At 36.3% G+C, this 20,617-nt stretch carries 15 protein-coding genes; all 15 read left to right on the top strand.

Going from position 1 to position 20,617, the window contains the following annotated elements; translation table 11 throughout:
• The first annotated feature begins 166 nt into the window (after positions 1-166).
• The 15 genes from AS141_RS03595 to AS141_RS03525 all read left to right on the top strand — a co-directional run bounded on the left by AS141_RS03595 (position 167) and on the right by AS141_RS03525 (position 20,614).
• Positions 167-520, top strand: a complete 354-nt coding sequence (locus AS141_RS03595; protein WP_057936275.1) for a helix-turn-helix transcriptional regulator — start codon at positions 167-169, stop codon at positions 518-520.
• Between the two features lie 9 nt (positions 521-529).
• Complete coding sequence (locus AS141_RS03590; RefSeq protein ID WP_057936274.1) at positions 530-1,660, top strand: site-specific integrase; 1,131 nt, start codon at positions 530-532, stop codon at positions 1,658-1,660.
• 561 nt (positions 1,661-2,221) lie between these two features.
• Positions 2,222-2,581, top strand: a complete 360-nt coding sequence (locus tag AS141_RS03585) for a helix-turn-helix domain-containing protein (protein ID WP_057936273.1) — start codon at positions 2,222-2,224, stop codon at positions 2,579-2,581.
• Positions 2,578-3,795 (top strand): primase-helicase family protein, encoded by a 1,218-nt coding sequence (locus AS141_RS03580; protein ID WP_057936272.1) that lies wholly within the window; start codon positions 2,578-2,580, stop codon positions 3,793-3,795. Before AS141_RS03585 ends, AS141_RS03580 begins: the two co-directional genes overlap by 4 nt.
• Positions 3,796-5,020: 1,225 nt before the next feature.
• Complete coding sequence (locus tag AS141_RS03575; RefSeq protein ID WP_057936271.1) at positions 5,021-6,502, top strand: type I restriction-modification system subunit M; 1,482 nt, start codon at positions 5,021-5,023, stop codon at positions 6,500-6,502.
• 2 nt (positions 6,503-6,504) lie between these two features.
• Positions 6,505-8,316, top strand: a complete 1,812-nt coding sequence (locus AS141_RS03570) for a DUF262 domain-containing protein (protein WP_057936270.1) — start codon at positions 6,505-6,507, stop codon at positions 8,314-8,316.
• A gap of 2 nt (positions 8,317-8,318) precedes the next feature.
• The gene (locus AS141_RS03565; RefSeq protein WP_057936269.1) at positions 8,319-9,785 is read left to right on the top strand and encodes a type I restriction-modification system subunit M; all 1,467 of its coding nucleotides are present in this window, start codon (positions 8,319-8,321) and stop codon (positions 9,783-9,785) included.
• An 8-nt stretch (positions 9,786-9,793) separates the two neighbouring features.
• Positions 9,794-10,945 (top strand): restriction endonuclease subunit S, encoded by a 1,152-nt coding sequence (locus tag AS141_RS03560; protein WP_232424809.1) that lies wholly within the window; start codon positions 9,794-9,796, stop codon positions 10,943-10,945.
• A gap of 3 nt (positions 10,946-10,948) precedes the next feature.
• Entirely contained in the window at positions 10,949-12,037 is a 1,089-nt protein-coding gene (locus tag AS141_RS03555) for a DUF3644 domain-containing protein (RefSeq protein WP_057936267.1), read from the top strand.
• Between the two features lie 108 nt (positions 12,038-12,145).
• A complete protein-coding gene (locus tag AS141_RS03550) occupies positions 12,146-12,622 on the top strand; it encodes a hypothetical protein (protein WP_057936266.1) in 477 nt (158 codons plus the stop codon).
• Positions 12,622-13,098: a hypothetical protein gene (locus tag AS141_RS03545; RefSeq protein WP_157243376.1), complete on the top strand. Its 477-nt coding sequence runs from the start codon at positions 12,622-12,624 to the stop codon at positions 13,096-13,098. The genes AS141_RS03550 and AS141_RS03545 overlap by 1 nt, the downstream gene beginning before the upstream one ends.
• A 30-nt stretch (positions 13,099-13,128) precedes the next feature.
• On the top strand, positions 13,129-16,458 hold the full coding sequence (locus tag AS141_RS03540) for a sacsin N-terminal ATP-binding-like domain-containing protein (RefSeq protein WP_057936264.1): 3,330 nt from the start codon (positions 13,129-13,131) through the stop codon (positions 16,456-16,458).
• A gap of 57 nt (positions 16,459-16,515) precedes the next feature.
• Positions 16,516-18,288 carry a hypothetical protein gene (locus AS141_RS03535; RefSeq protein WP_057936263.1) on the top strand — a complete coding sequence of 591 codons (1,773 nt, stop codon included), beginning with the start codon at positions 16,516-16,518 and terminating at the stop codon, positions 18,286-18,288.
• A 2-nt stretch (positions 18,289-18,290) separates the two neighbouring features.
• Positions 18,291-20,126, top strand: a complete 1,836-nt coding sequence (locus AS141_RS03530) for a DEAD/DEAH box helicase (RefSeq protein WP_057936262.1) — start codon at positions 18,291-18,293, stop codon at positions 20,124-20,126.
• A 128-nt stretch (positions 20,127-20,254) separates the two neighbouring features.
• Positions 20,255-20,614: a hypothetical protein gene (locus AS141_RS03525; RefSeq protein WP_057936261.1), complete on the top strand. Its 360-nt coding sequence runs from the start codon at positions 20,255-20,257 to the stop codon at positions 20,612-20,614.
• The last annotated feature ends 3 nt before the right edge of the window (positions 20,615-20,617 follow it).

The raw sequence follows: 20,617 nt of genomic DNA, 5'->3' as shown, positions 1-20,617 counted from the left end.
ATTCAGTTTTCAATTTTGATAGAATATTTGTACCGGATTTGTACCGTTTTTTGGCGGTACAAATTTTTTGCTAAATTGGGGGAGATTATGAAACAATGGGAAACAACCAGAAACAACTGGAAACATTGGGAAACAACTAGAAACAAACAGAGCAAACTTTAATTCCATGAGTTCAAATATTAGAATCACCAGAATTTGCCAGTTGTGCGGAAATTCCTTCACTGCAAAAACCACTGTAACCAAGTACTGCGGGGATAACTGCGCAAAAAAGGCCTACAAGTTGAGGATGAAAGAAGAGAAAATCCAAAAGAGTTTGACTGAAACAGCAACCACAATCAATCAGGATTGGATGGTTGCCAATCAAAAGACCTTTTTAAACGTAAAAGAAACCTGTGTTTTTATGGGAATCAGTCGGACTACTCTTTGGAGATTGGTAAAGAGGGATTCTTTGGACGTTAAAAACATTGGTAGAAAGAGGATTTTCAGAAAGTCTGATATCGAGTCATTTTTAAATCAATAGTAGCCTATCATGAAAGCCACCAAAGTCACTTTAAGAAAACGGCCACTTGAAAATGGGAAGATCAGTTTATACCTGGACTTCTATCCTCCTATCGTAGATCCCCATACCGGCAAGAAAAAAAGGAGAGACTATTTGGGCTTTCATATTTTCGAAAACCCTAAAACTCCAACCCAGAAAGAATTCAATCGAGTATGCATCTTAAAGGCCGAGAGTATCAGATCCCAAAAGGAGATTGAATTTCTAAACAACAACTTTGGCTTTTATGACAAATTCAATTTGAAAAGAGATTTCCTCCAATACTTTTTAGAAAAAGGAAAAACTCATTCCAGAACCTCGGGGAATCAGGGAAACTGGAAAAGTGCCTATGAGCATTTGAAATTATATGCAGGTGGAATTTGCACATTCGCCGAAGTCACTCCAGAATTTTGTGAGGGATTTAAAGAATACCTATCCAAAACCAAATCCATTGGCCGAAGTCATAAGCTTTCAGCAAACACCCAATTAAGTTACTTTGCAAAACTTCGAGCTACTTTAAAAGATGCTTTGAAAGAACAGATCATCACAAAAGATCCCTGCATCTCTATTTCAAATGTAAGAGCAGAAGGAAGCAACCGAGTTTACCTGACTCAAGCTGAGGTGATGAAACTTTACCAGACTCCTTGTCCAGAATTGCCTATGCTTCGATTGGCTTCCTTATTTTCTTGCATGACAGGATTAAGATGGTCAGATATTGAGAAACTTACTTGGAGTGAAATTGAAGATCCCGATCAAACTGAAATTTCTCTCCTCAAATATCGTCAACGCAAAACAGGAAGGTTTGAATATTTACCGATATCTAAGCAAGCACGGGAATTGGTGGGAGAAAGAAAGGGACAGGATGAACGAGTATTTTCAGGATTAAAATACTCGGCAACCAATAATACCATTTTGAAAAACTGGATTCTGAAAGCCGGGATTTTGAAAAAGGTCACCTTTCATTGCTTCCGACATACCTACGCCACCCTCCAGTTGGCTGGCGGAACTGACATTTATGTGATCTCTGGAAACTTGGGACATAGCCAGGTAAAAACGACGGAGATTTACACCAAAATCACCAACGAAAAGAAGGTCGAAGCAGCGGATAAGATCAAGCTTTACTGACCAGTTTTCTTGACCAACATCTCAAATTGAATTCCAAAACTCATCAAATTCCATCCATATTTTTTGAAAATTAGGTTTGAATAGAAAAAAAGTTGATATTTTTTTTTGACCAGTTATGCACAGTTTCTATTGTGATATATATATACACATATCTATATATACGTATATATGTAAATTTCACAAATCACAGTCTCACAACTCTGAAATACATTTTTAAGTTAACTTCTTGTAAACATTTATTTTTTCATGAAAATTTAATTTTGTAATTAATGCTGCCTAATATCTACCAACTCGATTCAATCAACATAAACAAAATTTTTTCAAATCAATTTTAAATCACTGATTATCAGTATTTTAAAAGAATTATTTTTGTTACTAAAATATATACACATATGTATGTACACATATATCTATATATACAACTTGTCAAATCTGGTCATATCTGGTCAAATCTGATCATGCACTCATATAAAATGAAATAACATAATCTATAAGCGATTTTATAGATTTGCTTTATACTTTTCTTTTTCTATAAATTTCGAGAAACAAATCCATTTAATTATGAAATCAAACAATCCATTTGAGAGTTTGAGTTTAGAACTAAAAGAAGGCTTTTCTTTATTACTGGAAGAAATTAAAAAAGCCAACAATAGTGGTTCTGAAAAAGCTCAATCAGAGGAAATCTTGACTGTAAAAGAAGCTGCGGAATTTTTAAACCTAAGCATCTATTCGATTTATGCCAAAACCTCAAGAAAAGAGATCCCCTATCACAAATCTGGAAGGAAGCTTCACTTCTTCAAGGTTGATTTAATCAATTGGCTGAAGAAAACGAGGATCAAGACCAACGCTGAAATTGAGGAAGAAGCTGAAGAATATCTAATAAATCAGAAAAATCGGTCTTCAAGAAAATCAAGAGTATGAAAAGTATTGAAGATAGATATATCAGAGTAGGTACTTCGCTCTTCAAGCGGGTCAAGAAACCAATGATGAGTGGAAAAGATGAGGAAATGATGATTTCCTGGAATTTGGACACCATTAAGCAGGATTATCCAAACTGGCGGGATGTGGTGAAAAATATGGAACGCTACAATGGTTTTTGCACCATTCCGGAGCATTTGGAATACCAACGAAATTACCAGGGATTTTACAATCTCTATGAACCGATTTCCTTGAGTCCCCTCCCAGGTGATTGCCCAAACATCCTGAGCTTTGTCAAACATATTTTTGGGGATCAGTATGAAATTGGCTTGGATTATCTTCAACTCCTTTTTACCAAGCCCAGCCAACGTCTCCCCGTTCTTTGCCTAGTCAGTAGTGAAGGAAATACTGGAAAAACAACCTTTCTAAATCTTCTGAAGGCGATTTATGGCAATAACATGACATTCAATACCAATTCCGATTTCAGAAGTAATTTCAATTCTGATTGGGTTTCGAAGCTGATAATTGCAATTGATGAAGTGTTGCTAGACCGGAAGGAAGACAGTGAGAAAATCAAAAACCTGAGTACTGCAAAATCCTATAAAGCTGAAGCCAAAGGAAAAGACCGCTTTGAAGTGGAGTTTTTTGGAAAAATCATTCTATGCTCCAACAACGAAGACAATTTCATGGTCATTGGGGTTCAGGAAACCCGCTATTGGGTTAGGAAGGTCCCTACTTTAGAAAAGTTAGATCCTGATTTTCTATATAAACTAGAAGACGAACTCTCCCACTTTCTCCATTATTTGCTTCATAGAAAACTCGCTACTTCCAAAAGTTCGCGAATGTGGTTTACTCCAGAGCAAATCTATACTCCTGCACTTCGAAGGGTAAAATCCTATTCCATCAATAAAGTAGAACTTGAGCTTTTTGAAACAATCAAGGAAATCATGGAAAGCCGTGAGCTCACAGAATTTTGTTTGACCAATACCCATGCAAAGAAGTTACTGGAAAGATCCGGACTCACTGTTTCCCGTTCCTACGTCCGCAAAATTTTGGAAGAAGTTTGGAAACTGAAACAGTACCCCAATGCCTCCAACTTCACCGCTTACCAATATGACTCAACTGGAAGCATCTATGAAAAAGAAGAGAAAGGAAGGTACTACAAAATACTTCAACAGGAATTAGAGCCAATTTTGTCTGGAATGTTGACTAATTGATTTATTGAATTGAAAATGAATAGGTTAACAAGTCAACAATCAGTCAACATTTGGTCAACAATTGAAATCAATGTTGACTACCGATCAACAAACAGATTGGAATGTTGACCTGAAAGTTGACCAAATGTTTACCATACAATAATCTGATAAACAGTGACTTGACATCAAAAGTCAACAAATCAACATTTCAATGGACGATTTTCAGGGTTCTCAATTGAGGTTAATATTGAATAAGATTCAAATGAATAAAAGTGCATCCTTTTCTTTTTGCTGTGTTCTCTCAACCTCCGTAGATGTAAGGCAACCAAGGAAAGAAATAAAGAGAGCTGTTGAATATTTCATCTTACTTCAAGGAAGTGGATTTAGTGAACCAGTTCAATGCCATAGTGAACCACCTCATGATTAAAGTGAACCAGTTACCGCTATTAACACATCAGCTAAGACCTTAACACACCACCTTCGTCGCTTAACACACTACCTCCAATGCTTAACACATTAGCTGAAACTCCTTACTCAGAGCAACTTGGTCTGCCTCAGCAATTAATTAGTAGAAATATGCCCCTGATGAACATTTTGAAATATTCGTCGGAGGTAAAAAAACAGCAAAAAGAAAAAAGATCTAAGTGATTGGCTTTTGAAATAATCCTATGCAACAAAGTTATTTCCGTAATTTTCCCAAGCCTTTGAGTGGGCAGGAAAATTCCAGAATAACTTTTCAACTGCTATCAAACCTTGCAAGATTCTTCCATACAAACTGTTAAAAAATGTATTGCCACATCTGTTTGCGTGTGCTTTGCAAGTTGTGTATATGTTATACAAATTCTCCCGAATTTGAAAAACAATAACCTACTTGCCTTCCGACTCACCTATTGCATATGGTAAGCCCAAAGGAGTTAAGAACCTCGCAACTCGGTTCACATTAAAAAGAGAATCAACACATTATGATCCATAAAATATACCTGCATATATGTATATGTATATCTATATTTTTTAAAAAAGTTATTTCCGTAATTTTTCCAGGCCTTTGGAGGGGCCGAAAAATTCCAGAATAACTTTGATCACACCTAACTAAGGGGAAAAACCATTAATGTAAACTATTCATTTTCCCCTTTCCTGATTTGCCATTTTTCTCAAAAAAAATGCATCTTGTAGTTAGTTTTTTTACTCAAGGCTACAAAATAAATTTTTGATCTTGGGTACTTAGGCATAAGCCCATTACTTTCAAATGATTAAAGAAAAACTCACCCTTTCTCAGCTTGAGCAATACCTTTCCAAAGCAGCATGGATTTTAAAAGGTCCAGTTGACGCTTCGGACTTCAAAGTTTACATCTTCCCTCTCCTATTTTTTAAGAGAATCTCTGATGTATACGATGAGGAATTTAGGATTGCACTACTAGAATCTGATGGTGATTCAGAATATGCAAACCTGCCAGAGTTTCACCGATTCCTTATCCCAGAAGGTTGCCACTGGAAAGACGTAAGAGAAACAACTAACAATGTTGGACTCGCCATTGAGAAAGCTCTCCGTGGAATTGAACAAGCAAATCAAGAATTCCTGTATGGAATTTTTGGTGATGCCCAGTGGAGCAATAAGAACAAGTTATCAGATCGCCTGCTCATTGATTTAATTGAGCATTTCTCACAATACGATCTTTGCAATAGCAATGTGGATTCTGACCTTTTAGGGAATTCCTATGAATACCTCATCAAACACTTTGCAGATCTTACAAACAAGAAAGCAGGTGAATTCTATACGCCACGCTCAGTTGTCCATTTGCTAGGATTGATTCTAGATCCACATGAAGGAGAAACCATTTATGATCCTGCCTGCGGAACAGGTGGAATGCTTTTAGAATGTGTGGATCATTTGAAGCACAATAAGGAAGATTATCGAACACTAAAACTTTTTGGTCAGGAAAAAAACCTAACCTCCAGCTCCATTGCAAGAATGAATATGTTCTTGCATGGTATAGAAGACTTTCAAATTTATAGAGGGGATACACTTCGCAATCCAGCATTCTTTGAAGCAGATGGTTTAAAGACTTTTGATTGTGTCATTGCAAATCCTCCTTTTTCACTTAAGGAATGGGGTGCTGTGAATTGGGCTAATGATCCATATGGAAGAAACATTGCAGGTGTACCTCCTCAAGGCAATGGAGACATGGCCTGGGTTCAGCATATGATTAAATCCATGAATAGTACAGGAAGAATGACGGTAGTTCTTCCTCATGGTGCACTATTTAGAAAAGGTGCTGAAGGAAAAATTCGTGAGGCTTTGCTTAAAATGGATTTACTGGAGGCAGTTATTGGCTTGGGCTCCAATATCTTTTATGGAACTCAACTGGCGGCTTGCGTACTGGTTTTCAAGCAAAATAAAACAGCAGATCGAAAAGGTAAAGTACTCTTTATAGATGGATCAGAACAAATCCGAGTGGGAAGAGCGCAGAATTTCCTAGAGCCTCAGCACGTACAGCAACTTTTTGACTGGTATGGTGAATTTGCCGATGTGGAGAATTTCGTCAAAGTAAGCACCTTAGATGAAATCGCTGAAAATGATTTCAACCTGAATATTCCACTTTATGTAGAGAAAATCATTGAAGACAATCTTCCTTCGGTGGAAGAAGCATTGGCTGATTTAAAGAAAGCTTGGGAAGCAAGCCAAAAAGCAGAAGAAAATTTTAAATCCATTTTATCCAAATTTTTATAAACATGGCATACGAAAAACCAATATCAATAAAAGAAGCAATAACCTCTATTAGTGAACAAGAGTTTATTCTTCCTGCAATTCAAAGAGAATTTGTTTGGAATACAAGACAAATAGAAATGCTCTTTGATTCCATTATGAGAGATTACCCAATTAGTACTTTTTTGTTTTGGCATGTTAAATCGGAGCATTTAAATAGATTTAAGTTCTACAGATTTTTACCATATTTCCACCAAAGAGACAAACGTCATAATGACCCTGCTGAATTGAGTTTTACAAAAGATCGAAGAGCTGTTTTAGATGGTCAACAAAGACTAACGTCTCTTTATCTCGGACTTAAAGGAAGCTATGCCTATAAACTTAATAGGTATAACTGGAAAAGCGATCATGCATTTCCTAAACGACACTTATACATAAATCTGTTATCTGCAGCTGAGGATAATGAGATGCTATACGATTTTAGATTCATTTCTGAGGAAGAATTAAGTCATTTCAAAAATAACTTTAGTAGTAAATATCACTGGTTTAAAGTTGGTGATATTCTTGATTACTCAGGGCTTATTCAGTTAATGAATTATATTACCAAACATTCATTAGCAGATTCTTCTAAATACTCTTCTGATCAAATTGATTTTGCTTCTAACACCCTTTCTAACCTTTATGAAAAATTTAATGACAAAGAACTAATAAATTTCTATTTAGAGAAATCGGAAGAATTAGATAAAGTCCTTCATATTTTTATTCGAGTTAATAGTGGTGGTACTAAATTAAGCTACTCCGATTTACTTCTGTCGATTGCCACTGCACAATGGAAGGATAAAGATGCGCGTGAGGTTATTCACAAATTTGTGGATTCAGTAAACAGCATTGATCCTGGTTTTAATATAAACAAAGATTTAGTGCTAAAATCTTGTTTGGTACTTGCTGATTTAGACGTAAAGTTCAAAGTCGATAACTTTTCTTCAGAAAATATGCATGCAATCGAAAATCAATGGGATTCGATTTCAACTGCAATCAATATTTCATTTCAACTTATAGCCTCTTTTGGTTTCGATAGTAAAACATTAACTGCTTACAATGCTGTTATTCCAATTGCTTACTTCTTAAAAAAGAACGGTTTTAAAGAGGAAGTTTTGCATAGTAAACATCATCAACAAAACCGAGCTAATATTAAAGAATGGTTAATTAGAGCCTTACTTAGAAAGGTATTCGGTGGAACTCCTGATAACCTATATCCTACATACCGAAAGGTTATTGCTGAAAACTTAGGAACATTCCCTCTTGAGGAATTAGTCACCAAGTACAAAGGTTCAAATAAATCTTTGTCTTTTGATGAAGATACTATTGATAATTTACTGAACACGCAATATGGAAGTGCTTTTGCCTATATGGTGCTAAATTTATTGTACCCTTTAAATCATAATTACAAGTTTCATCAAGATCATATGCACCCAAAGAAATTCTTTACAAATAAAGCATTAAAAAAAATCGGGTATGATGATACAAAAATTGAAGATTATATGAATAGGTTCAATAGCCTTGGAAACCTTCAATTGATTCAAGAAACTCAAAATTTAGAAAAAAATGCAACTCCATTAGCGGAATGGCTTTCAAAAACCATTGGTGCTGCAGAATTAATTAATTACAAACAACTTCATTACATACCTTTTGATAATGATTTATCAATGGATAGCTTTTTGGGGTTTTATGAGGAGCGAAAAAAAATGATGAAATCAAAATTAATGCAATTGCTTAAGGTGGAGAAAAATCATTTAATAGAAGTAGAAATCGATGCTTATGAGGAAGAATTAAATTAGCAATGACCCAACAAGAACTTGAAAAATATCTCTGGGGTGCGGCAACTCAATTACGAGGCACCATTGATGCCGGAGATTACAAACAATATATTTTCCCCCTACTCTTTTTTAAGCGTATTTGCGATGTTTATGATGAGGAATTTGAAAAAGCTTTGGCTGAAAGTGATGGGGATATGGAATATGCTGCTTTCGCGGAGCATCATCACTTTATCGTTCCTGAAGGAGCGCACTGGAATGACGTTCGGGAAACCACTACTAATGTGGGTATGGCTTTGCAAGATGCCATGCGCCAGATAGAAAAAGCCAATCCAGATACGCTCTATGGGATTTTTGGCGATGCCAGCTGGACAAATAAAGATAGACTTAGTGATGAGACACTAACTAATCTCATCGAACATTACTCTCAGCATAAACTGAGTCTGAGTAATATTGCAGATGATAAACTGGGGAATGCTTACGAATACCTGATCAAGGAATTTGCTGACGATAGTGGCCATACGGCTGCTGAGTTTTATACTAATCGAACGGTGGTCAAACTGATGACTATGATCATGGATCCACAACCCGGAGAATCAGTTTACGATCCTACCTGTGGTTCTGGAGGCTTATTGCTCAACTGTGCCCTGCACCTAAAGGAAGAAGGAAAAGAATATCGGACCCTTCGCCTGTACGGACAGGAAATCAACCTGATTACCTCAGCCATCGCCCGGATGAATATGTTTATGCATGGTATCGAGGAGTTTAGCATCGTGCGGGGAGATACCTTGGCCCAACCGGCATTTTTGGAACAGGACGAACTGAAAAAGTTCAATGTGATCCTTGCCAATCCACCCTACTCGATTAAGGCTTGGGATCGGAAAAGCTTCGAAAACGATCCCTATGGACGAAATATTTGGGGTACACCTCCTCAGGGCTGTGCGGATTATGCCTTTCAGCAACATATCCAAAAAAGCTTGGATGACCGAAACGGTAGATCCATTTCACTGTGGCCACATGGGATTCTGTTTCGGGAGTCGGAAGCGGATATGCGGAGAAAAATGATCGAAGCCGACTTGGTGGAATGTGTGATTGGCTTGGGGCCAAATCTCTTTTACAATTCGCCCATGGAAGCCTGTCTCCTGATCACCAAAACCAACAAGTCAAAAGACCGAAAGGGGAAAGTATTGATCATCAATGCGGTGAACGAGGTAAAGCAGGAAAAAACCATGGGTTATCTCGAAAACAGCCATGTCGAAAGGATTTTTGAAGCGTATCAAAATTTTCAGGATGAAGAAAATTTTGCCAAGGTTGTCCCAGTTGATGAAATCCTGGCAAACAAAGCCAATATGTCAATTAGCCTCTATGTAAGGCCGGAAAAAAATTCAGCAGATGATATCCTACCATTTCCAACAGCTTTTGAACTATGGGAAAGAAAAGGGATTGAACTTAAAGAAAGTATGAACCAACTTTTTGAGGTATTAGCAAAATGATGGAGGAAGTGGTAAATCAGATTGATCTCAATATTGATAAGTCCAACTGGAAATTGGTGAAGTTCGGCGATGTAGCCTTCGAACCGAAAGAAGTATGTAAAGACATTCAGGAAGAAAAAATCGAGCATGTCGTCGGCCTTGAACACATTGATTCAGGAGATATTCATTTGAGGAAATCCGCTACTATCGAAGAGGCGACAACCTTTACCAAGAGATTCCGAAAAGGGGACGTGCTATTTGGCAGACGAAGGGCTTATTTAAAGAAAGCTGCTCAGGCGGAATTCGATGGGATTTGTTCAGGAGATATCACAGTCTTTAGGGCCAAAAAAGAGCTTTTGCCTGAATTGCTTCCCTTTATCGTTCACAATGAAAAGTTTTTTGATTATGCAATCAAACATTCAGCAGGCGGTTTGTCACCAAGAGTTAAATTTAAAGACCTAGCTAATTACGAATTCCTCCTTCCTCCCAAATCCGAACAAGCCCGCTTGGCGGAATTGCTTTGGGCGATGGATGAGGTGATTGAGAGGGAGAGGGAGGTTTTGGAGAGGTTGGAATGTTTATTAGAATCTATTGAAAATGAAACATTCACTAACAAAAGATATAAAAAACTGTCCTCTGCCATAGTAAAAACACTTTCTGGAGGAACGCCTGACACAAAGGAAGTTCAATTTTATAAAGATGGAAATATTCCTTGGCTTACCACCAAAATTCTCGAGGGTGATTTTATAGAAAATGGAGAAAAACTAATTTCAACAGACGCTATAAAGCTTTCTGCTGCCAAAGTTTTACCTAAAGGAAATATTTTGGCAGGTACTCGGGTTGGTGTAGGAAAATTTTCAATCAATCTAGTGGATATGTCTTTTAGTCAAGATGTAACCGGCTTATTGGTAAACAATGATGTAGTAGATGTTGAATTCCTTGTTTATCAGTTGAATTCAAATTGGTTTGGCAAAATGCTTTCTCCCCGACTTAGAGGAACAACTATAAAGGGGGTTTTAAAAGATGATTTATTGAATATGAAAATTCATTTTCCAACCATTGATGAGCAAGTAATTATTCGTGAAAAACTAAAGCAAATGAAAGCTTCCATTTCTAAAACCAGAATAAAGACCTTCAATTCCCAATCCCTTCAAAAATCCCTTATCAATCAGATTTTTTAATTTATGGGCTTAAGACAAGGAAAGACTAAACTTCTTTTAGAAAGCGCAATTGATTGTGCATTACTCGCTGTTGAGATTTATAATAAGCCTAGAACACCTTTCCGAGTCGAAAATTACATCACAAATATGATTATGGCCTGGACAAAGGTCTTTCATGCTCATTTTCATACTACAATTGGTGAAAAGTATTTCTATAAAACCAAGGATGGTAGAAGGTATGAGGTAATTGACGGTGAAAGAAAAGCATGGGAACTTTCCACCTGCTTAAAGAAGTCCAATTCTCTAAGTCCGCCGGTAAAGGCAAATTTGGAATTCTTCATAAAGCTTCGAAACAAGATTGAGCACCGGAATATCAATAAAGATGAAGTGGGTATTGTAATTTTTGGTGAGTGTCAAGCCTTACTCAACAATTTCGAATCTTTTGTAATTAAATGCTTTGGTGAGGAATACACCCTGAATGAAAGTCTGGCCTTTGCCTTACAATTTTCCAAGTTGAGAACTGATCGGCAACAAAGAGCTTCTAAAACTCTGTTGGCAAAGGAAGTAAAAGAACTCAAGGAGTTTATTTCAAAATACCGAAGATCCCTTGATGAGGAGACTTTCAATTCACAAGAATTTAGTATTAAGTTGATTTCAGTTCCCAAAATCAGCAATACGAACCGAAATGATCTTGCGATTGAGTTTGTCAACTGGAAAACAGTGAAGGATGAGGATAAAGAAAAATACAGCAAACTTTTAGCAATCATAAAAGAAAAACATGTAATAAAAGAGGTGGTTAATGCTGGAAAATTAAAGGCTGGATCAATAGTTCAAAAGGTAAAAGAGAATACGAGTGTTTCTGATTTCAATCACTTTGACCACAGATGCTTATGCATTATTTTTTCAATAAGACCCTACCAGGGTGAAAAGGATAAAGATCCTTTTAATACAAACTCTAATTTTTGTCACTATGATGAGGCTCACGATGATTACCTATATCAAGAGGAATGGGCAATCTTTTTAATTAACCTTATTGCCAACAAAAATTGGAATAAAATAAAATGGAAGGAGCATTTTAATTCATCAATAAAACTTGACCCTGATAAATTATAAGAAATTATGGTTCACTGCTTACAACTTCTGACTTTCAAAGTCTCAAACTTCTTGGGAATGAGGGTATTTAAGTAGAAAGGGTTCTTTTGGCCAAATAATGCAAACACTATGAGTTTTCATTTTTCACATTGCCGATTTTCATTGTTTATCCGAGAAGATTCCGGTAGGATTTTCTATAGTTTGGACAGTTTTGACTCACCGGATTCAGATTACCTAATTCGGTCCAGACAACCAAAAATCTATGTAATCAAATCGGAAGAGGATTTTCTCTATGTAGGTTATGCTTCACAATCTTTGATCACTCGATTAAATCAAGGATTTCGTGCAAATGGTAAAAATGGATATCATGGATATAAATGGAAGAAGTTGGAAAAGGTGGAGGTTCATGTTTTTGTATTTCCCATCCTAGCTGATACTCCTGCCAAAGAAAGTAGACTATTCTTCGAGGCAATCGAAGCAGAGTTGGTATTTCAAATCCGAACTCAAACAGGGAAATGGCCCCTTTCTCAGAATGAGATTCATTTTAATAATTATTTCTTGGAGGAAGCAGAAAGAATAGCTGGTGAACTAATAGAAGAGCTTTGATGAAGGACAAATCATATTTCGATCCAGACCCTTTGATGCATTATTACCAAATTCATTCAGGCGAAGAATTTGTCAAACTCTATTTGGTGAAAGGAGAATTCGGACCAAAAGTCCCTGAGGATGTCAAGGCTAGTTACAAAACCGCAGAATACCTGATGGCACATTCCTACTATCATTGGCCTATGTACGATGAGGCGTTTTGGAAGGTCCTAGGAATTTATGAAATGGCTATCCAATTCAGGTGCAAAGAATTGGAAATAGAACTTAAAACCGCAAAAGGGTGGAGAAAAAGCCTCGATGCTCTCCAAAAGGACTTGATCGAGAAGCTTCAAATGGAAGAATATCTATACTCTTTTGACAGAATCAGAAAGTTGAGGAATGACCTGGCTCATCCTGAAATACATTCCTTTGGAGGTGGGCTTTACAAAACTCACATTGAGTTTATTGTGAATTTTATCAACATGATTTTTGAATAATAACCAAACCTAATTTTATAATAATAAACTATGAGTGAATTAACTTCAAACCTTGTTGACCTAGATTTCGACGACCCAAGAGTAATTGAGGAACAAAACAATCGTAAACTCACCGCTGATAAAATCAGGCAAATTTTAAGTAAGGTAGAAAACAACCCAGGTGATTCTTCTAAGCGTTGGGTTTGGGAATTAATCCAAAATGCCAAAGATGTACCCAATACAGCATTTGAGAGGGTTTCAATTCAGCTCATTTTGACAAAAGACAAACTGATTTTTAAACACAATGGAGATCCTTTTACCTTAAAGAACATTTTTAGTTTGATTCAACAGGTAAGTTCCAAAGACTCTACCAATGCAGACGAAGAAGTGACAGGGAAGTTTGGGACTGGATTTATCAGCACCCACTTATTATCCAAAATCATCGAAGTAGAAGGTGTGGTAAAGCATCGAGGCATTCATAGGAACTTCAAATCATTATTAGATCGATCAGGAAATACCTCAGAGGAAATGCTTCCAAAGATTGAAAAAGCCCTAAATCATATTCGAGATATTGAAAATGATGAGGTTTTTCCAAAGGCATCTGAATATGAATTGCGTCGAGAAGAAAGTTCTCTCGATACGGTTTTTACCTATTTCTTAGATACAGAGGAGCGTTTATCTTTTGCTGAAGAAGGACTTAAGGATCTGGTCAATACTCTTCCATTAACATTAGTCTACCTTCCAAAAATCAAAAAGGTAGAAGTTTTGAACGAACTTGAAGAATCTGAGATTTCGTTTTCTAGCGAGTTGAAGGATCAAACTGATGAGGTTTCGAAATTCACTGTCACAACCTTCAAAGATGGGGAATTTGAGCTAGATCATAATTTCATTACTTATTCGACTCCAGAAGTCTCATTAGCTGTGGAAGTTGAAGATTTTGAAAACATGAAATTAATTCCTCATGATTCCAGAAACCCTAGACTTTTTAGAGATTTCCCTTTGATCGGTTCCCAAAAATTCCACTTTCCTTTCATTCTAAATGGATTTAAATTTAATCCCACAGAGGATAGAGATGGTATTTTGCTTCATAGTAAAGAGGGGGTTGATGCAGTTCAGAATCGAGAGATTATTGAAAATGCTTATGAAGCAGCCACAAAATTTACTGACTGGTTAATTGAAAATGATGCTAAAAATAGGTTCATTACTGTTTTTTCTAAACTTCCAGATGAAAAATGGAGTGATGCTAGTAAACCTTGGATAGAAGAGCAAATCAAAGGCTATAGAGAATTTATTTATAATTCCGAAATTGTTGAAACTGCTGAAGCTGGTATCATAAAACCTTTGAGCGAGACTTTTATTCCTAAGTATGGAGCAAGTCATGAGTCTAAACTTGCTTTTTATGAATTGGTTAAATTTTTTAAAGGAGCAACAAGAGTACCTCAGAATAACAACATTTTAGATTGGATAGAATTTGTAGGGCCTACAGCTGAAGAGGAATTATGGCCTGCAAAGATTTATTATGGACTGGAGGATTTATTGACTGAATTATCAGAACTAGGATCGGTTCAGGCTGTCTCTGACTTATTAAAGATTAAAAAGAAAAAGGTTAGAGAATGGATAAATCAACTTATTGAATTTTTGGTAAAAAATAAGGAGTCAGAATTGCTCAAGGAGTACGCTATTATTCCAAACCACAACAATGATTTTTTGCTTTTAGAAGATCTTTACTTGGAGGCTACTGATGATCCAATTGCTGATGAGTTTTTGGATTTAGTAGTGCCGTTTGACGATGACTGGAGAGACTACATTATCCATAGCTCTATAAAATTAGCGGGAATTTCAGTTGAAAAGCTCGGGTTATCTGATCTTTCGGCTAAGGTAAATGAGGTATTAAAAGAGAAAATATCTCTTGCTGGTAATAGGTTCAAATGGAAGTTTAAAGAAAGAGACGATGCAAAGGATCTTTTAATTCAAATTCTACAACTCATTGGAAAAGATTCAAAAACTGACAGTTTTAAGAATCAAATCTTTTATTTCGGAAAGGAAATTTTTGGGTTTAAGGAGGAGTTGATTTCAATTGACCGTATTGAAAATTTTCGTTATGAAAATGCATTGAAGTTCTACATCGAGTTAATCAATGATCAAATTGAGGAAACTGAAAATATTTCTGGACTAGCAGACAGCTTAGAAATTAGTAATAAAGAAGCTAAAGAATGGATTGACAATTATATAAAACTACTTAAAGGTAAAACTGATTTTGAATCTCTAATCAAGCATGGAGAGATCATCCCAAATAGGTATGAATATTTCTGTGCATTTGAAGACCTGAAAAATTATGGAACACCTGAAAATCCTTTAGATGAAAAACTATTGGATATTCTATTTGAATTGGATGAAAAAGAAGATTGGAGAATTGATTTGGTTCATGAATGTATTTCAATTCCAATGGCAGAAACTATTAAGTTTGAAGAGTTAGGAAGTAAAATCCAAGAGATTACCTTCGAAATTCAGAAAAGTGACTTATCTGAACCTGATATGGGGCACCTGGAAAAATACAGGAATTGCCTTCTTGACTTAATTGATTGGGCAAACAAAGATGAGCGGGCTGAAAAGTATTTGAAATCATTCAAAGAAAAATCAAATGAACTTTTTTATAAGCTCACCATGAGGAATTCCAACCTTACGGTCGATGAAATTAAAATGCTTGCTGATCCAGAAAGCAAATCACTTATGAAACAAATTTCCAATTCAAACCTCTCAAAAAAAGAAATCCAAGATTTAATAGCACGTGCAGAGCTTTTGGGCTCAACTTCATCTCTGCTAAAGTACGCTGATGACCTATTGGCTGAAAAACAAAATATGGAATGGCTTTTAAAAGTAGGGTCAGAAATTGAAAAGGCATTTTTGCAAGCTTTAGAAAATGAATCATTAAACGGGGAGTTAAAGCATACCGGATCTGGTTCATTCGATTTCAAAATCACGAATAGTCAAACCGGTAAATCATTTTTTATCGAGCTTAAATCATATGCTAATGGATCGACAAATTCTTTAAGATTTGCTCCTAGTCAAGCGGAAAGGGCAATCAATTCGACTGGTGATTTTGCGATTTGCTTAATTGAAAGACCATTTAATCAAAATATTTCAACTGAATACATTAAATCCTATACCAAAAGTGTAATGAATTCATCTCCGCTTTTCACCACAGGATTTAGAGACTATAAGAAATATTGTGAGATAATCGGAAGAGATGGAAGTCTTGATTCAAGACTAAGACTTGTGCTACTTGAAAGAGAAAGAATTGAGGTGACTCAAGAAAGTCTTTTAAAAAATTCGATTGATTTTCAATCTATTATCGAAATTATTAAAAGAACTATTTCTTAATATGACATTCCAACGAAACATAATCAAAAGGATAAATTTAAAGCAAAAATTAGCTTGATGGCAAAACGGGAACTTTCCATTTTACAGCGAGCTTATCGAGCGTTTTTTCTTTCTCGATTGGCAGAATTTGGGGTGAATTCTCCCGCAAAACTCGAATTTGAGCAGAAGAGGGAATTCTTTAATGGAATTCGTGAAGGTTGGAAAGTAAGGAAGGTGGAGCTTATCAAGCCAAAAGTTCCAAAGGCGGCACCTTCAAAAAAAGAAGGATATGCAAAAATTAAGATTTCCCGACCTTCTGTAGCGCTAGAGCCAGGACGATCTTCCTATAGAAACTCCAATTCTCCCGCTCAAATCGAGGAAATGGATGAGATCATTCAAATCCTTTCCGAGAAAAACCCGGAGCAAACGAATGATTTGAAGATAAAATTCTATCCTAACCAGTTTTTTGAGCAAGAAGATCCTTATACTTATCCTGTTGTGAAGATGCCTAGGGAAGATTCATTTCTTAAACTTCCCAGAAAAGGACGTGCTCAGGGAAAAGGTTACAAAGAGAATGATTTTTATCAAGCTATTCTAACCAATATCCCAGAGGTGGAAGTTGAAATAGATGTTCATATGGCGATTCCACACTTTAATAAACCCTATGAGCCAGATATTGTTCTAATACACCGAGAACTTAATTTATTCATAGATATTGAAATTGATGAACCCTATGATGGATTTTATCGATTCCCAAGACATGAAATAGAAAAGGATGATATAAGAGATTTGTTTTTTACAGAAAGCGGATGGATTGTAATTCGATTTACAGAGAGACAGGTTCACCTTCAGGAGAAGGAATGTATTACCCACATCAAGGATGTGCTGAGTTCAGTCTATTCTTTCCGGCTTGAAGAAACATCAAATTGTATCCCTGAAGAGCAATGGGATTATCAGCAGGCGGTGCGTTGGGAAAAGGAGCACTATCGGGAGAAATATTTGGGCATTGAGTCTTTTGGTAAGCAGAAAATAATTAAAGAGATCGTGGTGGAAGTGGAAGATGAAGATATCGATGGGATAGAAGAAAATCTCCACCGCACAAAAAAAAGGAAGGTACCAAGCCTCCTTGATAATATTGCTTTTGAAGACGAAACACATACCTATCACCACCCAAAAGACGAAACAGGGAATGCGGAATACATCTCCGTTACTACACTGATCGATCGATTTTTCCCATTTGACATAGATCGATTTATCACAGTAAAAGCCCGAAAAGAAGGGAGAACTGAAGAAGATGTTTTGGATGAGTTTTTAAAAAACAGGGATGAAGCAGCTGAGAAGGGGACCTATTTGCATGAGCAAATAGAGTACTTTCTAAAAGGAAAAGATCATGAATCCAAGTCAAAGGAATTCGGAATGTTCAATGAATTTTATAGCCAAATCGTGGTAGCCAAAGGCTTTGAATTTGTAGAGGCGGAAAAAAGGATTTTTTTGGAGGATTACAACATCGCAGGTACTGTGGATGCTCTTTTCAAAAAGCCAAATTCAGATCAGTATTTAATTGTAGACTGGAAGCGTAGTAAAAAGCTGGTGGTCGATGGGAATCCAAAAAAATATGGATATGGGTATGGTTTGTCTGAATTAAGCCATTTGGATAATTCAAGCTATTACAAGTATGCATTACAACAAAATATCTACCGATACATTCTTCAAAAGAAATATGGGATGAAAATTTCTTCAATGAATCTCATTGTCTTGCATGAGAATTTTGAACAGTTCCATCGTGTCAATCTGGAAGTATTGGAAAGGGAAGTAGAAATCATTTTTAAATCAATAAACCATAAAATTTAACCATGCCAGTATTAAGTGAATTTAGACAGGCGATTGCCATTCAGCAGCGAAAAGAGGATGAAGCATATGAGGAGCAAATGAGATTACCTATTGACGAAAGAGTCGCCAAAGGGATTACTATGACCAATCTTAGAGTGCACTTTGATTTTTATGACTATGCTCCTAATGATTGGTGTCCTTATATTCCAGAGCCCCAAAAATTTATTCGATCCGCAAAAATTTACAGTCAGAATAACATTTCAAAATTTAGAGAAGGGGGTCAGGTTATTTTAAGCAATGGGACCAAATCATTCAAAATGGAAATCAAGGAGGATACGATTTCCAATTTCATCATTGCTCCGAATGATTTCGACGTAAAGTTTTGTTACATCGACTCTGAAAATTATAATCCAAACAATTGGGAAATTAATATTGTCAAGACAGACCTTACCCTTAAGTTGCTAACAGCTACAGCAGGAAACTTGGAATATGACAGCCAAAGACTGTCAAAAATCGAAAAACTCCTTGGGGGGAGTTTGGAGAATAGAAGTATTTCCAGCTTTCAATATTCCGTATTGAACCCTTCTCAAAATAAGGCGATTGAGAAAGGTATAAATTCTCAAAACTTCCATTTAATCCAAGGCCCTCCTGGAACAGGCAAAACGAAAACTATCGCCCATATTGCTAAAATCCTTGTTGAATCTGGAAAGAAAGTCTTTGTAACTGGTCCGACACATACAGCTATTAATAATTCTTTAAATGCCATTTCAGCAGAAATCAAAGATGCATCCAAGGTTGTGAAAATTGGAGAAAAATATCAGGCTGCAGAGATTCTTGGAAATGAATTTGTAACCAGGAAAACAAGACTTTCTCTCGGCACCTATAATTACTCCAATGATTTCAGTAAATCGGGAATTGTCATCGGTGGAACACCATTTTGCATGTGCTATCCAGCCTCAAAGCGACTAGACCAATGGGAATTTGATGTCGCCTTGATTGATGAGGCAGCGCAGATGAGTATTCCATTGGCTGTAGCAGTCATGTCCAAAACGGAGAAGTATATTTTTGTTGGAGATCACAAACAGCTTGATCCAATCATTCCTTCTGGAACTGGCCTTTCCATGTTTTCTGAGTCAATATTTAGTAGGTTGGTGAGGCTTTATCCTAATGATATGTCTCTGTTGACTATCTCCTATCGACTAAATGAACAACTGATTAGAATTCCTAACAACCTGTTTTACAATAACCAACTGACATCAGGAATTCTGAATGGCACTTCCCATAGGTATTTGTCTAGTAGTAACTTTTCAGAAGTTCTTAATCATTCTGACCCGAAGGTATTGTATTTGCATCGCGAATTCGATTCCCAAGGTAGATCTCCCTACGAAGCAAAGATAGTTGCAGAAATAGTGAGTGACTTGGTTTCAAATGGGGTTGATTTGAAAGACATAGGGATTCTTACTCCTTATAGGGCGCAAGTAAGGGAAATCAAAAAAGCTCTGAATGATACCATTGGTAGAATTGATACTAAAGAAACAGAATCATTGATTATCGACACTGTAGACAGGATTCAAGGGCAAGAACGAGATTATATAATTTACAGTATGTCTAACTCGCATCCTTTGGAGTCTAAAAGAAGGCTTGACTTTTTTTATAGCCCTAATCGATTAAATGTTGCCATTACAAGATCGATCAAGAGATGCGTCGTAATTGCCAATTATAAAGTATTCGATATTATTGATGAGGAACTTTCTGAATTACCTGACTTTGACGGTCTCAAGCCAAGCTTAGATATTTTTAAGGAATACTATAGACTTTCTACCAAAATTGAAGAAGAATCAAATGAGGATGAATGGTAAATAAAAATTAGAAATTCAATTTTATATTACAAAGAATATAGTTCAAGAAAGGGAATTCACCAAACTCAATAGCGTAGAACATAATATTATTCACCAGCTGGTTGAGAAAGGTTTAAGGTCATAATCCAATGGAGAAAAAGCAGCTAATCAACTATGTAAACATCCACTTCAAAGGAAATTTGAATAATGGTAATACGAGCTATTCTCAAATCAATAAGGCCAAAGCTGTGTGGTGGTTTAATATTCATGTTTCAAGATTTGATGAGGATGTTCATTTATTGCTGAACACCACGGATCATTCCATTTGGATTACATTGCCAAAGGGATTTGTAAGCAACCTATCTGATACATTTAAAATCAGAGAAGATAAAAATGCAGTGGATTTAGAAATATGGGCCGATAAAGACGAACGGTACTTATTAGATGTAAAATCTGGGGGTAAAGGGTTAAATTTTAGTCCCTTTGTAAAAGAGATCATCAATCATTAGCCG

The organism is Algoriphagus resistens (assembly GCF_001442615.1).
Classification (GTDB): domain Bacteria; phylum Bacteroidota; class Bacteroidia; order Cytophagales; family Cyclobacteriaceae; genus Algoriphagus; species Algoriphagus resistens.
This window is presented reverse-complemented; position numbering and strand designations above follow the sequence as displayed.